Here is a 14,813-nt window from a genome sequence, read left to right on the forward strand (position 1 = left end):
CGTGCAGCGCTATTTCTGGTTTACGAAGCCGGCCCCGGGTGGGCACGGCGGCGTGAACCTGCGCTGACTCCCACCCCGAGCCGGATTTCCGAACCGGCTCGGCGAATCCCTCGCGGGTCGGTGTCCACCAGGAAGGACCCCCCGCGATGACACTCTCCGCCGGACCCGCCGCCATCGGCGACCTCGACGCCGCACGCACGACGTCGATCAGTCCGCTCATTTCGCCCGCGCTGCTGCGCGAAGACCATCCCGTCGGCCCCGCCGTCGCCAAAGTCGTGCGGCAGGGCCGTTCCGAGACGGTCGACGTCCTCGACGGCCGCGACGACCGGCTGCTCGTGGTGGTCGGCCCGTGCTCGGTGCACGACCCGGAAGCCGCGCTCGACTACGCCCGCCGGCTCGCCGCGAAGGCCGACGACCTGCGCGACGACCTGCACATCGTGATGCGCGTGTACTTCGAGAAGCCGCGCACCACGCTGGGCTGGAAGGGCCTGATCAACGACCCGGACCTCGACGGCACGTTCGCCGTCAACAAGGGCCTGCGGATGGCGCGCAAGCTGCTGCTCGACGTCTCCGAGCTGGGCCTGCCGGTCGGCTGCGAGTTCCTCGACCCGATCACGCCGCAGTTCATCGCCGACATCGTGACGTGGGGCTCGATCGGCGCGCGCACGGCGGCGAGCCAGGTGCACCGCCAGCTGTGCAGCGCGCTGTCGATGCCGGTGGGCATCAAGAACTCGACGGAGGGCGACGTCCAGGTGGCGGTCGACGCGACCCGCGCGGCCGCGGCGAGCCACGTGTTCCCGGGCATCAACACGGACGGTTTGGCGGCGTTGCTGACAACGGCGGGCAACCCGGACTGCCACGTGATCCTGCGCGGCCACAACGGCGGGCCGAACTACGACGAGGCGACGGTGACCGACACGTTGGCGCGGCTGGCCAAGTCGGGGTTGCCGGAGCGGGTGATCATCGACGCTTCGCACGGGAACAGCGGCAAGGACCACGTGCGGCAGGCCGCGGTGGTGCGTGAGCTGGCCGCGCGGATCTCTTCCGGTGAGCGCGGGATCGCGGGGCTGATGATGGAGAGCTTCCTGGCGGCGGGGCGGCAGGAGCTTTCGCTGGGCCACGCGGAGAAGCTGACGTACGGGCAGTCGATCACCGACGCGTGCTTGGCGTGGGACGACACGGCTCCGCTGCTCGACGAGCTGGCTTCCGCGGTGCGGGCGCGCCGCTGAGAGGTCCCCGGCCTGGGGGTCCCCCGGTTTTTACGTTACCGGGGACCCCCGACAGTTTTCGGGCGTGAGGCGGGCCGGGAGACGTTGCCGGCGTGCGAGGTGCGGCACGGGTGATGTCGCGAATGACTCATAGGGGACACCAGAGGTCTCGAATGAGTCATTCGCGACGCCTCGCCGGTGAGCCGGGCAGCTGCCGGGCCGGGCGATGTCCTGAACGACTCGTTCCTGTCGCCCGACGTCATGAACGACCCTTTCACGACGTCCGTCGCCGCAGGCTGCCGAGGGAAACGCCGGCCAGCACCACAGCCCCGCCGACTAGCTGCGACCAGGTCAAGCTCTCCCCCGCCAGCAGCACCGCCCACCCCAGCCCCGCCACCGGGACGACGTTGAGCAGGTTGACCGCGACACTCGGCTCCAGCCCGCGCAGTCCGTGGTTGTACAGCAGGAAAGCCGCCACCGAACAGAACCCCGCCAGGAACGCGATCCGCAGCCACGTCCCACCCGAAGGGACGCTCCAGCGGGACGCCTCCGTCAGCGACAGCAGGACGAACCCGCCCGCGCCGGCCAGGGTCTGGTAGTACGTCACCACGATCGGCGACGCGCCCGAGTCGTCCCGGCGCGCGACCACGTTGAACGCCGCCCACGCGAAGCCGCCCGCGACCAGCAAAAGATCTCCCCAGAGGTGGTGGCCGCCGGGCTGGTCGCGCACCACCAGCCAAACCCCCGACACCGCCACCAGCATGCCCGTCAGCCGGACCGGCGAAAACGCCGTGCGGCCGGACAGGACCAGCGTGATGATCGGGTAGGCCGCGACGATCAGCGTCGCGTCGGACGCCGTCGCCAGGTCGACGCCCGCGTTTTCCAGGGCGAAGTACGCCGTGATGCCGAGCAGGCCGGCGAACCCGATGGACCGGCGTTGCCGGACAGACGGCCGGGGAAACCGGCGCGCCGCCACGCCGAGGACGAGCGCGGCGAGGACGAACCGCAGCGCGCCCAGCGTCAGCGGCGGGACCTCCGCCAGCGCCACCTTGGTGACCGCGAACGAGCTGCTCCAGATCAGCGCCGCGGCCAGGACGGCGGCCACCGAGAGGCCGCGCGTTTCTGTGATCATGGCGCGAGGTTAAGCAACGAACAGAGGAACCCCGACGAACGCCGTGATAATTTCGGCCGCATCGCCAAAAGTCCGAACAAGACGAGCGCCGGGAAGCGAGAGAACCGCGATGGACGAACTGGATTCGGCGCTGCTGACCCTGCTGCAGGAAGACGCCAAGCAGACGAACAAGGAACTGGCCCGCAAGCTGCACATAGCGCAGTCGACGTGCCTCGAACGCGTGCGGGAGCTGACCCGGCGCGGGATCGTGCGCGGGCACCACGTCGAAGTCGACCTGAAGAAGATCGGCCGGCCGGTGCAGGCGATGGTCGCGGTGCGGCTGCGCCCGCCCGACCGCGCGGTGATCGAGTCGTTCCGCGCGTTCGTGGCGGGGCTGCCGGAGGTGCTGTCGGTGTTCGTGATGTCCGGCAGCGACGACTTCCTGCTACACATCGCGGTCGCCGACAACGATCACCTGAGCGGGTTCGTCCTCGACCGGCTGACCCAGCGCAAGGAGATCGTCGACGTCCGGACGTCGGTGATCTTCAGCCACGTCCGCCGCACGGTCGTCACGCCGGTGAGCCCCGGCGAATGAGCGTCAGCGGCGGTGGAAGTACTCGTCGATGACTTCCCAGCGCGCCAGGTTGTGCTTCGCGTCGGCCAAGGCGTCGTGCTGGTCGGTGGGTGCCGACGGCAGCTTCGGCTTCCCGGCGTCCTCCCAGCGCTGACGCAGGTCGCGCGTGAAGCGCGGCAGCTGGCGGGGCAGCGCCGGCATCGGGCCCCACAGCTGGGCCAGCGCCACGTGGTCGTACGCGGCGAACCACGCCCACAGCTCGATGCCACCCGGCGGCTTGCCGAAGAACTCCAGCAGGTCGGTGCGGATCTTCTCGCGGCTGCGCCACGCCTTGTCCGCCGGCGACGGCAGCTTGTCCAGCACGTTGTCCCGGACCCACTGGCCCGCGCGAGCCGGGTCGAACTCCGTCGACACCGCGTAGAACTCGCGGCCCCGTTCGTCGACGACACCGATGGAAACCAGGTCGATCGTCACGCCGTCTTCGATGAACTCGGTGTCGTAGAAAAAACGCACTGGTGAACAGTAGTGGGTCAGCCGACCTTGGATTCGGGCACCCGGGCGGCGTCCCGCGAAGACGGCTGAGCGGGCACCTTGGGCTTCACCCCGGCGGCTTCGGCGGCCAGCAGCTCCTTGGCCTTCGCCGCGTAGATGTCGACGTACTCCTGGCCGGACAGCTCCATCAGCGCGTACATGATCTCGTCGGTGATCGACCGCTCGATGAACCGGTCACCCGCCAGCCCCTCGTAGCGCGAGAAGTCGAGCGGCTTGCCGAAGCGGACCTCGAGGCGGCGCGGCCACCACATCTTCGAGCCGATCGGGTTGACCTTGTCCGTGCCGATCATGGCCACCGGGACGACGACGCCACCGGACTCGAGGGCGATCCGGGCGACGCCGGTCTTGCCCTTGTAGAGGCGGCCGTCCGGGGAGCGCGTGCCCTCCGGGTAGATGCCGAGCAGGTGCCCGTCCTTGACCAGCCGGGTCGCCGTGTCGAGCGCGGCCTGCGCCGCGTTGCCGCCGGAGCGGTCGATCGGGAACTGGCCGACGCCGGTGAAGAACCACTTCTTGAGCAGGCCCTTGAAGCCCGGCTCGGTGAAGTACTCGGACTTGGCCGGGAACGTCACCTTGCGCTTGACCCGCAGCGGCATGAAGAACGAGTCCGCGACCGCCAGGTGGTTGCCCGCCAGGATCGCGCCCCCGGTCTCGGGGATGTTCTCCGCGCCGACGACCTTGGTCGGCCACAGCGTCTTGAGCAGCGGTCCGATGAATACCCACTTCATGAGCCAGTACAGCACCGGTACCTCAGTCCTCCATCACAGCCCGACCCCTGTCACCCGCGCCGAACAGCCTACGAAGCCCGGTGGCCGCCGCACAACGGAGACCACCCGGTTACCACCGGGCAGCGATCGATCTCACAGGGAATTCCGGGCCCGGGCGGACCCCCACAACGCCCGCGAGCCGTGAGAGCATGGACGAATCCACCGCTCACACGGAAGGCGATCGCATGGGCGTGCTCGCCGGCGCGGAACCGTTCGGCCACACCGGTTCGGCCGAGACCGGGTTCCTGCTCTGCCACGGGTTCACCGGCACCCCGGCGAGCATGCGGGCCTGGGGTGACCACCTCGCCGGGGCCGGGTTCACCGTGCGCTGCCCGCTGCTGCCGGGGCACGGCACCCGCTGGCCGGACCTCAACCGCACGACGTGGGAAGACTGGTACGGCGCCGTCCGCGAGGCGCTCCTCGCGCTGCTCTCGACGTGCAAGACCGTCTTCGTCGGCGGCCTGTCGATGGGCGGGACGCTCACCCTGCGCCTGGCCGAGGAGTTCGGCGACCGGATCGCCGGGATCGTCCTGGTCAACCCGTCGGTGACGCGGCTGAAGTGGGACACGCGGCTGCTGCCGGTGCTGGGCCGGATCGTGCCGTCGGTGCCGGCGATCGCGAACGACATCAAGAAGCCGGGCGAGACGGAGCTGGCCTACCCGCGCACGCCGGTGCGGGCCGCGGCGAGCCTGGCGAAGCTGTGGGCGGTCGTGCGCGCGGACCTGGGCAAGGTCACGCAGCCGGTGCTGCTGCTGCACTCGTCGGTGGACCACGTCGTCGAGCCGGTCAACTCGCAGCTGGTGCTGCAGGGGGTGTCCAGCACCGACGTCACCGAGGTGGTGCTGGAGAACAGCTACCACGTCGCGACGCAGGACAACGACGCCGAAGTCATCTTCACGCGTAGCGTCGAGTTCGTGAAGGCGCACGCCGCACAGCCTGAGGAGACCGCATGAGCCGGGGGAAGGACGGGCCGGAGGACGTCGACGCGACGTTCGCCGAGATCGTCGCCGACCTGCGGGCCGGCGGGTTCGGGCTCCCCGAAGAGGACGACACCGCCGACACCGCGGTGAGCACGGAGACCGAGCCGCGCAAGACGCCGGACCGGCCCGTGGAGCCGCCCGCGGTGGACACCCCGCCGGAGCCCGGCTGGCGGTCCGGGGGCACGTCGTGGGACACGACGATGTTCTCCGACGACCCGGCAGGCGACGACGAGCACTACGTCCCGCCGGAGCCGCCCCCGCTGCCGCGGCCGAAGATGGGCGCGTTCCTCATCCTGCTGCTGTTCCTGGCCGGGCTGTTCCTGCTGATCCTGCCCGGCGCGATCGGCGTGGGCCCGACGGTGGCGACGCCGCTGGGCATCCTCGCGCTCGCGACGTCGATCGCGTTGCTGCTGCTGCGCGTCCGGCAGGGCCCGCCGCCCGGCGCCGACCCCAGCAACGGCGCCCAGGTCTGATCCGACGGCGATGAACATCGAGTTCAGCCCTTCGCGGCGATCGACCGTCGGCGCGGAATGGGAGCTCGGCCTGGTCGACCGGCGCAGCGGCGAGCTGTCCTCGGTCGCCGGGCAGATCCTCGAGGCCGTCCGGCCCGACGGCGCCGCCGAGCACCCGAAGATCAAGCAGGAGCTGCTGCTCAACACCATCGAGGTCATCACCGGCGTCTGCGACACCATCGCCGAGGCCAAGGCCGACCTGGCCGGGTCGCTCGACGTGCTGCACGGCGTCGCCGACCCGCTCGGCGTCGAGATGTTCTCGGCCGGGACGCACCCGTTCTCGAACTGGTACCAGCAGAAGGTCACCGATAAGGAGCGGTACGCGAAGCTGATCGACCGGACCCAGTGGTGGGGCCGGCAGATGCTGATCTACGGCGTGCACGTCCACGTCGGGGTCGACCACCGCGACAAGGTCCTGCCGATCCTCGACGCGCTGCTGAACTACGCGCCGCACCTGCAGGCGCTCTCGGCGTCGTCGCCGTACTGGGGCGCCGAGGACACCGGGTACGCGTCGAACCGGGCGCTGATGTTCCAGCAGCTGCCGACGGCCGGGCTGCCGTTCCAGTTCCGGAAGTGGGCGGAGCTGGAGAGCTACACCGAGGACATGTTCACCACCGGCGTGATCGACCACTTCTCGGAGATCCGCTGGGACATCCGGCCCGCCCCGCACCTGGGGACGATCGAGATGCGCGTCTGCGACGGGCTGCCGACGCTGGAGGAGGTCGGCGCGATCGCGGCGCTGACGCAGTGCCTGGTCGACGACTTCAGCGAGCGCCTCGACGACGGCGAGGTCCTGCCGACACTGCCGCCGTGGCACGTCCAGGAGAACAAGTGGCGGGCGGCCCGCTACGGCACCGACGCGATCATCATCCTGGACGCGGCGGGACGCGAACGGCTGGTCACCGACGACGTCGCCGACCTGCTGGACCGGCTGGAGCCGGTGGCGCGGCGCCTGGACTGCGTCGCCGAGCTGCGGGACGTCGAGACGATCCTGCGGTACGGGCCGAGCTACCGGCGGCAGCGGGCGGTCGCCGAGGCGCACAAGGGCAGCCTCAAGGCCGTGATGGCGTCGCTGGTCGCCGAGATGCGCGACGGGATCGTCAAGGACTAGAGCTCGTCCAGCTGACTGCGGAGCGTGCCGGGGCCGAGGATCGACGCGCCGAGGGCTTCGACGCGGCCCTTCAGCTCCCGGTCGGCCGTCGCGACGAGGACGTTGGCCTTCTGCTGCGCGACGACCTCGACGATCTTCGAGTCGCCGTCGGTGTCGGCCGCGACGACCTCGACGCCCTTAGTCCCGGTGACGTGCTTGGCCTTGCCTTCGACGACCAGGATGATCCGGGGCCACCAGGACACGGCGGGATCGCCGGGGTCGGGCACGCCGGCTTCGGCGAGTTTCGCGAGCTGGTCGCGCAGGCGCTCGGCGGCGCCGTGGCGGTCGCGCCACCAGCCGTCCGGCCGCGAGCCGACGACGTTGGCGCCGTCGACGACGAGGACCAGCTCCTGCCCGACGCGGTCGCGCAGGGCGGGCCAGGCGGCGGCGAAGTCGCGGTGCAGCCGGTAGCCGGGCACGTCGTCGGGGTCCACCCAGCGCACCTCCGCACTTTCGGTGTTGGCGACCCGCGCCTCGGCGCCGTCGGCGAGGGCGAGCACGGTCGTGTAGCTCCAGTCCCCATGGTCCACCACGGAGGCCGAGACCGCTCGGAAGGCGTGGGCGGGGACGGAGGCTTCTTCGAAGGCTTCGCGAGCGGCGGCGCCTTTCGCCGTCTCGCCGGCTTCGATGGCACCACCGGGCAGCGCCCAGGTGCGGCCGTGGTGCACCCACCAGGCCCGGCGCTGCAGGAGAACGCCGCGCGCGGGGTCGACGAGCAACAGGCCGGCGGCACCGTAGCGGCCCCAGTGCAGGTGCCCGCAGGAACACTTGACGAAGACGCTCGCGGAAGGGGCACTCACATGTCCAGCCTGTCACAGGTCGGCGGCGGATCACCTCTCCGCGGAAGTCGAGGCTCGCTTCAAGCGGCCGCCGGCAACCAGCTCGCGGGAGAGGCCGCGGCAGCAGACAGACCGGAACATGAACGGGGCCCACACCCCCGCAACCCCGATCCGAAGCCAGAACACGGCCGGCGACGCCGGGTCAAGGCATCTTTCCCGCCTTGACGCGGTGCCGCCGGCCGTAGTCACAATCGGGCTTCGGGGTGGCGGCGAAGACCACCGATGGGGTCGGCGACGGCCTGGAGAGGCCGCCGGAGAGGGCCAGCCGCCGGAGAGGCCGGCCACCGCAGCGAGTCGACCACCGGAGACCCCAGCCACCGCAGCGAGTCGACCACCGGAGAGCCCAGCCACCGCAGCGGGTCGGCCTCCCGAGAGCCCAGCCACCCGAGCGGGTCGACCACCGGAGAGCCCTGCCATCGCAGCGGGTCGACCACCGGAGAGGCCAGCCACCGCCGCGGGTCGGCCTCCGGGGAGCCCGGCCACCGGAGCGGGTCGGCCTCCCGAGAGCCCAGCCACCCGAGCGGGTCGACCACCGGAGACCCCAGCCACCGCAGCGAGTCGACCACCGGAGACCCCAGCCACCGCAGCGAGTCGACCACCGGAGAGCCCAGCCACCGCAGCGGGTCGACCACCGGAGAGGCCAGCCACCCGAGCCGGTCGACCACCCGAGAGCCCAGCCACCGCAGCAGGTCGACCACCGGAGACCCCAGCCACCCGAGCGAGTCGACCACCCGAGAGCCCAGCCACCGCAGCGAGTCGACCACCCGAGACCCCAGCCACCCGAGCGAGTCGACCACCGGAAAGCCCAGCCACCGCAGCGGGTCAGCCACGGGGTCAGGTGATGATCGCCGAACGTCACCGGCCTTCGCGGGCCCGCCCCCCGATCTCCACGCTACCGGGAGCCACCGACAGTTCCGGGCCGCCGGCGTCGCGAATGACTCATTCGGGACGCTAGAGGTCGCGAATGAGTCATTCGCGACCTCGCCGGTCGGGTCAGACGGGGGTCTTGGCCGCTTCCAATGCCAACGCCGCCGCGCCCACGATCGCCGTGTCGTCGCCCAGATGCGCCGTGCGGATCCGGGCCAACGGCCGGTGCCGAGCCCCGGTGATCGCGCCCGCGTAGTGCTCCCGGGCCTCGTCCAAGAACAGCGGGGCCGACTCCGACACTCCCCCGCCGATCACGATGATCTCCGGGTCGAACACGTCCGCCACCAGGGCCAACCCCTCGCCCAGCCACTTGGCCAGCTCCGCCATCGCCAGTTGCGCGATCGGGTCGCCGTCCCGCGCCGCGCCGGCCACTCGGCGGCCCGTCACCGAACCCGGGTCGCCCGCGACCTGCGGGGCCAGCACCGTCGAGCGGCCCGGATGCCGCGCCAGCAGCTCCACCGCCGTCGCCGCCAACGCCGTTCCGCTGCAGTAGCGCTCCCAGCAGCCGTACTTGCCGCACGGGCACGGCCGGCCGCCGCGGACCACCGTCAGGTGGCCCAGTTCCGGGGCCACGCCGTACGCGCCGCGGAACAGCTTGCCGTCCAGCAACAGCCCCGCGCCGATGCCCGTGCCCAGTGCCACCAGCGCCGCCACGTGGGCGCCGCGGGCCGCGCCGAAGCGGTGCTCGCCCACCATCGCCGCGTTGACGTCGTGCTCCAGCAGCACCGGCAGGCCGACGCGCTTCTCGATCCGGTCCGCGACCGGCGCGCCGCGCCAGGCCAGGTGCGGCGCGAACATCACCGACCGGCGGTCGCGCGCCACGAACCCGGCCACGGCCAGGCCGACGCCGGCCACCTCGTGCCGGTTGCGCAGGTCCTCGATCACGCCCGAAATGGCGTCCTCGAGGGCGCCTTCCTCGCTCGGTGTCGCGACGCGTGCCGTGTCCAGCAGGGAGCCGCGCTCGTCCACCACGCCGGCCCGGACGCTCGTCCCGCCGACGTCCACCCCTATCGTCCGCACTCAGCTCTCCCACTCGTCGCGCCTGCGGACGGTGATGTGCTGCACCCGCACCGAAACCGAGGCGTCCGCCGGGGGCCGCGGCGCCGGCCGGAACCCGGGCATGTGCACGCCCTCGTCCGGCTCCCAGCGGTCCGCGAGCACCGCTCGGAGCAACGCCACCAGCTGCGCCAGCTGTTCCAGCAAGCGAGCGGCGAACTCCGGACGCTCCCCCCGCACCACCGCGACGATCGCACAGAGCGGGCACCACCCGCACGCCGAGCCGTCCGGTTTCGCCTGGTCAGGGTCCCCGTGGCCGGCCGCCACCACGCCTTCGAGCCACGGCGCGGCCTTCTCCACGACCATCTCCACGAGCAGGCGGAGCTCCTCCGCGAGCCGCGGTCCGGCGGCCTCGTCCTCTTCGCTCACCCGCGTCCCCGGTTCCCGGCCAGGCTCACGACCAGGCCGTCGGCGTCGGATTCCGCGCCGGTGATCCGGCACGGCCGCAGCGACTCCGGCAGGGCGATCAGCCTGCGGAAGCCGTCCACGGTGATCGCCAGGTCGTCGTCGACGCGGGCGAGGTCGACCTCGGCGTCCCGCGCCAGCGGGATCGCGATGCGCAGCGTGTACCCGTCCGGCGCCCGCCGGACGCGCAGCAGCGGGGTGACCGGGGTTCCGTCGCCGTCCAGGGGCTCGCCGCCGCGGTAGAGCTCGGCGGCGATCTCCAGCAGGGCGGGCAGGCCGACCGGTTCGACGGCCCGGTGCTCGACGCGCGACACGGCTTCGAACCCGGCTTGCGCCAGCTCGCCCAGCACGGCGTCCTGCTGCGCCCGCCGCGTGCGCAGCCACGTCGCGGCGCCGCCCCGCCAGAACCCGGGCGCGGGCATCAGCCGGTTCGCGATCAGCCCGTCGACGGCGATGCCGCGCAGGGCCAGCGAGCTGAGCGTGCGCCGCGCCTCGGCGACGACCACCCGCTCCGGCGTCAGCACCAGCCGGACCGTCGTCACCGACGGCTCGGTGAGCAGCGCACGCAGGCCGTCGAGGTGGGCGCCGAGCCGGCGCACGGAGTCGGTGACGCGGCGGCCGAACACGCGGGTCAGGTAGCCCGAGACGGCTTCGGGCAGGGAGAGCAGCCGCAGCGTCTCGGCCGTCGGCCCGCAGTCGACGACGATCGTCTCCCACGGCCCTTCCTCGGCCAGCCGCCGGACCTCGGTGAGGGCGAGCAGCTCGTCGACGCCAGGCAGGACCGTCAGCTCTTCGGCGTCCAGGGTGTCGAGGCCCGCGCCGGACAGCGCCGTCTGCAGCTCGGCGCGAAGCCGATGCCAGGTGGTGTCGACCAGGGTGCGCGAGTCGATCTGCACGGCGGAGAGCAGGGCGTCCACTTCGGACGGTTCGGCGCCGAGGGTGTGGCCGAAGGCGTCGCCGAGCGAGTGCGCCGGGTCGGTGGAGACGACGAGGGTCTTCCTGCCGCGGGCGGCGAGGGCGGCGCCGGTGGCCGCGGCCAGCGTGGTCTTCCCGACACCCCCCTTGCCGGTGAACAGCAGGATCCGCACGCGGCTACCCCTCGGCCCGCTTCTTCAGCTCCTTGAGCGCGGTGTCCATGACCATCTTCTCGGCCTTGCGGCGCAGCAGCCCGATCATCGGGAGCGCGAGTTCGACCGAAAGCGTGTACGTCACGCGGGTGCGGCCGCCGAGGTCCTCCAGCGCGTACCGGCCGTTCTGCGCCTTCTGCATCTGGCCCTTGACCAGGTGCCAGCTGACGCCGAGGCCGTCGCCGTCCCAGTCGTACTCGAGGGTGTAGACGTCCTTGATCGGGCCCGCGTCGAGGGTGAGCTTGACCTGCTTGGCGCGCCCGTCACCGTCGGTGTCGAGGACCTCGGTCTGCCGGACGGCCTTGGCCCATTCCGGGTACGCGGGGAAGTCGGCGATCACGGCCATCACCCGGCTGGGCTCGGCGTCGACCTCGATGGACTGTGTGGACTGCTCGGCCATGGGACGAAGCGTAGCCGCCGCGGCCGGTCACCAGCGCAGCACGTACGGCTGCCCGGTCTCCTTGAAGTGACCCACGTTACGGCACTCGGTCAGGCCGACCCGGGCACGCGGCGCGAGGGGCTGGTGGACGTGGCCGAACACCGACCAGCGCGGCTTCTGCGTGCGGATGAGGTCGAGCAGCGCCGTCGAGCCGATCTCGCTGCGGCGGGCGACGACGTCGTAGGTCAGCTCGGGCAGGGCGGGCGGGCCGTGGGTGCAGAGCACGTCGACGTCGGTCAGCTTGGCGACGCTCGCGTCGTAGTCCTCGCGAACCCGCAGGTGAGGCCGCCAGGCGGCGCCCTTGCGCGGACGCGGGACGACGCCGTCGGGCAGCAGCGCGCCGCCGACGAACCCGAACCGCAGGCCGCCGATCTCGGCCACCTCGCCGTCGAGGACCTGGATGCCCTCGCCGGCGAACTCGGGCCACAGCGCCGGGGTGTCGACGTTGCCGGGCGTGGCGTAGGTGGGAGCGGTCATCGCCGCGAAGAGGGCCGCGTACTGGGTGCGGATGGCCTCGTCGACGGCGCTCGCCGGGTCGTCGAGGCTCGCCCAGAGCTCCCGCGAGTAGGCAACGGTTTCGTCACGGGTGCCCTCGCGGCGCAGGCGGGCGAACCCGGCCACCTTCTCCGCGCCGAACAGGGCACCCATGATGCCCTTCTCGTGGTCGTGGTAGTCGACGAAGTCGATCAGGTCGCCGAGCACGACCAGGGCGTCGGCCCCGTCCCCGGCCCGCTTCAACGCGTCCGCGTTGCCGTGCACGTCCGAGACGACGTGTACCCGCACCCTGGCCCCCTAGCTGTCGGTCCGCGGTGGAACGCCGGGCTCGCGCCCGTCCTCCAGGATCTCCTTGAGCCCGAGCGCGATCGCCTTGGCCGCGCGGGCCCGCCGGTCGAACTCCCGGCGCAGGTCGCGCGGCGCCAGCGCACGGGGCGTCCCGGCCGCGTCGGCGGGGGTCGCCCGCAGGAAGTAGTGCAGCAGGGTGCCGTCGAGCACCGGCTCGAGCCAGACCTCCATCGTACCGACGAGCGAGCCGCGCACGGTCCAGCGCAGGCCCTTGTCGCCCCGGTCGGTGTAGACCTCCAGGACCAGGTCGGGCCAGTAGCGCGGCCACGACCGGGGATCGGCGAAAACGGCGGCCACGGTGGACGGCGGGACCGCGAGGAACGTCTCGTCGACGACGTCGATGGCGGGCGGTGCGTTCACGTGCGAAGAATGTCACGCCCTCGCCGTGCGGCGGCGATCAGCATGGTCTTAAGGTGCTCACCACGCTAAGTTGACTGGCGGGTAACAGCGGTGTCGCCTGCCGCACGCGTTGAACACGGAGGTCCACGTGCGCGAATACAGCGCTCCCGCCGGGAAGCCGGTGGCCGGCGACGAGAACATGTCCGATGTCGTCTGGGCGAACGCCGAGCGGTTCTCGGACGTGGTGAGCTTCCGCCGCCAGGTCGACGGGACCTGGCTGGACGTCACGGCCAAGGAGTTCGCCGGCCAGGTGCTGGCCGTGGCCAAGGGCATGGCCCAGGCCGGGATCGGCCGCGGCGACCGCGTCGCGATCATGTCGAAGACGCGCTACGAGTGGACGCTGATCGACTTCGCGATCTGGGCGGCGGGCGCGGTGACCGTGCCGATCTACGACACGTCCTCCCCCGAACAGGTGTACTGGATCCTCTCCGACTCGGCCGCCAAGGGCGTGTTCGTCGAGACGAACGCCCACCGCGGCGCCGTCGAGGAGATCCGGGACCGGCTCACCACGCTGGACAACACGTGGCAGATCGAGGGCGACTCCCCCGCCGTCGAGGAGCTGGCCGCGCTGGGCGCGTCGCTGTCCGACGACGAGCTGCACGAGCGCCGCCGCGAGGTCGGCGCCGACGAGCTCGCCACCATCGTCTACACCTCGGGCACGACCGGCCGCCCCAAGGGCGTCGAGCTGACCCACCGCAACCTGCTGGCGGAGATCCGCGCCGACATCGAGGCGTTCCCGCAGCTGATGGAACAGGGCAACTCGCTGCTGGTGTTCCTGCCGCTGGCGCACGTGCTGGCCCGCGCGATCGCCGTGACCGCGCTCACCGCCCGCGTCACCCTCGGGCACACCCCGGACGTCAAGAACCTGGTCGCCGACCTCGGCACGTTCCGCCCGACGTTCGTCGTCGCGGTGCCGCGCGTGTTCGAGAAGGTCTACAACTCGGCCAAGCAGAAGGCCCACGGCGACGGCAAGGGCAAGATCTTCGACGCCGCCGAGGCGGTCGCGGTCGAGTACAGCCAGGCGCAGGACAACGGCGGCGCCGGGTTCGGCCTGAAGGCCAAGCACCTGGTGTTCGACAAGCTCGTCTACGGCAAGCTGCGCGCGGCGCTCGGCGGCCGCTGCGTGGCGGCGGTGTCGGGCGGCGCGCCGCTGGGTGCACGGCTGGCGCACTTCTTCCGCGGCATCGGCGTCCCGGTGTTCGAGGGCTACGGCCTCACCGAGACGTCCGCGGCGGCGAACGTCAACACTCAGACGGCGTTCCGCGTCGGCACGGTCGGCAAGCCGGTCAACGGCACCTCGGTCCGCATCGCCGACGACGGCGAAGTGATGCTCAAGGGCGACGTCGTGTTCCGGGCGTACTACAACAACCCGCAGGCGACTGCCGAGTCGTTGACCGACGGCTGGTTCCACACGGGCGACCTGGGCGAGCTGGACTCCGACGGCTTCCTGAAGATCACCGGCCGCAAGAAGGAGATCATCGTGACGGCGGGCGGCAAGAACGTCGCCCCGTCCGGCCTCGAGGACACGATCAAGGCGGCCCCGCTGGTCAGCCAGGCGATGGTGGTCGGCGACCAGCGCCCGTTCATCGCGGCGCTGGTGACGGTGGACGAGGAGTACTTCCCGGCGTGGAAGTCCCAGCACGGCAAGCCTTCTTCGGCCACGGTGGCGGACCTCGCTTCGGACGCCGACCTGCTCGCCGAGATCCAGGCGGCGGTGGACGAGGCGAACAAGTCGGTGTCCAAGGCCGAGGCGATCAAGAAGTTCACCGTGCTGGCCAACGACTTCACCGAGGCCGGCGGCGAGATCACGCCGAGCCTGAAGCTGAAGCGCAACGTGGTCACCAAGAACTACGCGAACGACATCGAAGGGCTGTACAAGAAGTAAGCGTCAGCCGAGCCGCTGGGCCGCGACGAAGTCGCGGTACCA

General features: G+C 71.6%; 17 protein-coding genes. 6 read left to right on the forward strand and 11 right to left on the reverse strand.

The genetic code is table 11. From position 1 onward, the window contains the following. The first annotated feature begins 146 nt into the window (after positions 1-146). On the forward strand, positions 147-1,229 hold the full coding sequence (locus ACIQWX_RS35720) for a 3-deoxy-7-phosphoheptulonate synthase (protein ID WP_400880864.1): 1,083 nt from the start codon (positions 147-149) through the stop codon (positions 1,227-1,229). Between the two features lie 253 nt (positions 1,230-1,482). On the opposite strand, the gene ACIQWX_RS35725 is transcribed toward ACIQWX_RS35720, so the two are convergent. Next, positions 1,483-2,340: a DMT family transporter gene (locus ACIQWX_RS35725; protein ID WP_400880866.1), complete on the reverse strand. Its 858-nt coding sequence runs from the start codon at positions 2,338-2,340 to the stop codon at positions 1,483-1,485. Positions 2,341-2,449: 109 nt separating this feature from the next. On the opposite strand from ACIQWX_RS35725, the gene ACIQWX_RS35730 reads away from it, so the two are divergent. Beyond that, a complete protein-coding gene (locus ACIQWX_RS35730) occupies positions 2,450-2,914 on the forward strand; it encodes an Lrp/AsnC family transcriptional regulator (protein ID WP_400880868.1) in 465 nt (154 codons plus the stop codon). A 3-nt stretch (positions 2,915-2,917) separates the two neighbouring features. On the opposite strand, the gene ACIQWX_RS35735 is transcribed toward ACIQWX_RS35730, so the two are convergent. Further along, complete coding sequence (locus ACIQWX_RS35735) at positions 2,918-3,406, reverse strand: polyadenylate-specific 3'-exoribonuclease AS (RefSeq protein WP_400880870.1); 489 nt, start codon at positions 3,404-3,406, stop codon at positions 2,918-2,920. Positions 3,407-3,423: 17 nt separating this feature from the next. After that, positions 3,424-4,185: a lysophospholipid acyltransferase family protein gene (locus tag ACIQWX_RS35740; protein WP_400880872.1), complete on the reverse strand. Its 762-nt coding sequence runs from the start codon at positions 4,183-4,185 to the stop codon at positions 3,424-3,426. 209 nt (positions 4,186-4,394) lie between these two features. Here ACIQWX_RS35740 and ACIQWX_RS35745 point away from each other — a divergent pair, with 209 nt between their 5' ends. The 3 genes from ACIQWX_RS35745 to ACIQWX_RS35755 are packed head-to-tail and all read left to right on the forward strand — an operon-like array spanning position 4,395 to position 6,812. After that, a complete protein-coding gene (locus ACIQWX_RS35745; protein WP_400880874.1) occupies positions 4,395-5,162 on the forward strand; it encodes an alpha/beta hydrolase in 768 nt (255 codons plus the stop codon). Further along, positions 5,159-5,662 carry a hypothetical protein gene (locus tag ACIQWX_RS35750; RefSeq protein WP_400880876.1) on the forward strand — a complete coding sequence of 168 codons (504 nt, stop codon included), beginning with the start codon at positions 5,159-5,161 and terminating at the stop codon, positions 5,660-5,662. Before ACIQWX_RS35745 ends, ACIQWX_RS35750 begins: the two co-directional genes overlap by 4 nt. Before the next feature lie 10 nt (positions 5,663-5,672). Continuing rightward, on the forward strand, positions 5,673-6,812 hold the full coding sequence (locus ACIQWX_RS35755; protein WP_400880878.1) for a glutamate--cysteine ligase: 1,140 nt from the start codon (positions 5,673-5,675) through the stop codon (positions 6,810-6,812). Here ACIQWX_RS35755 and ACIQWX_RS35760 read toward each other — a convergent pair. The 8 genes from ACIQWX_RS35760 to ACIQWX_RS35795 all read right to left on the reverse strand — a co-directional run bounded on the left by ACIQWX_RS35760 (position 6,809) and on the right by ACIQWX_RS35795 (position 12,847). Further along, positions 6,809-7,651, reverse strand: coding sequence for an NUDIX domain-containing protein (locus ACIQWX_RS35760; protein ID WP_400880880.1), 843 nt, complete (start codon positions 7,649-7,651; stop codon positions 6,809-6,811). The two genes, ACIQWX_RS35755 and ACIQWX_RS35760, sit on opposite strands and share 4 nt — an antisense overlap. Positions 7,652-7,875: 224 nt before the next feature. Continuing rightward, on the reverse strand, positions 7,876-8,520 hold the full coding sequence (locus tag ACIQWX_RS35765) for a hypothetical protein (RefSeq protein ID WP_400880882.1): 645 nt from the start codon (positions 8,518-8,520) through the stop codon (positions 7,876-7,878). 163 nt (positions 8,521-8,683) lie between these two features. Continuing rightward, on the reverse strand, positions 8,684-9,622 hold the full coding sequence (locus tag ACIQWX_RS35770; protein ID WP_086678753.1) for an ROK family protein: 939 nt from the start codon (positions 9,620-9,622) through the stop codon (positions 8,684-8,686). A 15-nt stretch (positions 9,623-9,637) separates the two neighbouring features. Further along, a complete protein-coding gene (locus ACIQWX_RS35775) occupies positions 9,638-10,042 on the reverse strand; it encodes a hypothetical protein (RefSeq protein WP_400880884.1) in 405 nt (134 codons plus the stop codon). After that, the gene (locus ACIQWX_RS35780; protein WP_400880886.1) at positions 10,039-11,166 is read right to left on the reverse strand and encodes an ArsA family ATPase; all 1,128 of its coding nucleotides are present in this window, start codon (positions 11,164-11,166) and stop codon (positions 10,039-10,041) included. Before ACIQWX_RS35780 ends, ACIQWX_RS35775 begins: the two co-directional genes overlap by 4 nt. A gap of 4 nt (positions 11,167-11,170) precedes the next feature. After that, positions 11,171-11,605, reverse strand: a complete 435-nt coding sequence (locus ACIQWX_RS35785) for an SRPBCC family protein (RefSeq protein WP_086678751.1) — start codon at positions 11,603-11,605, stop codon at positions 11,171-11,173. Positions 11,606-11,632: 27 nt separating this feature from the next. Further along, a complete protein-coding gene (locus ACIQWX_RS35790; RefSeq protein ID WP_400880888.1) occupies positions 11,633-12,427 on the reverse strand; it encodes a metallophosphoesterase in 795 nt (264 codons plus the stop codon). 9 nt (positions 12,428-12,436) lie between these two features. Then, positions 12,437-12,847: a polyketide cyclase / dehydrase and lipid transport gene (locus ACIQWX_RS35795; RefSeq protein WP_400880890.1), complete on the reverse strand. Its 411-nt coding sequence runs from the start codon at positions 12,845-12,847 to the stop codon at positions 12,437-12,439. Positions 12,848-12,974: 127 nt separating this feature from the next. Here ACIQWX_RS35795 and ACIQWX_RS35800 point away from each other — a divergent pair, with 127 nt between their 5' ends. Continuing rightward, on the forward strand, positions 12,975-14,771 hold the full coding sequence (locus ACIQWX_RS35800) for an AMP-dependent synthetase/ligase (RefSeq protein ID WP_400880892.1): 1,797 nt from the start codon (positions 12,975-12,977) through the stop codon (positions 14,769-14,771). Positions 14,772-14,813 lie beyond the last annotated feature (42 nt).

Origin of the sequence: Amycolatopsis sp. NPDC098790 (genome assembly GCF_044759945.1) — a bacterium.
GTDB lineage: Bacteria > Actinomycetota > Actinomycetes > Mycobacteriales > Pseudonocardiaceae > Amycolatopsis.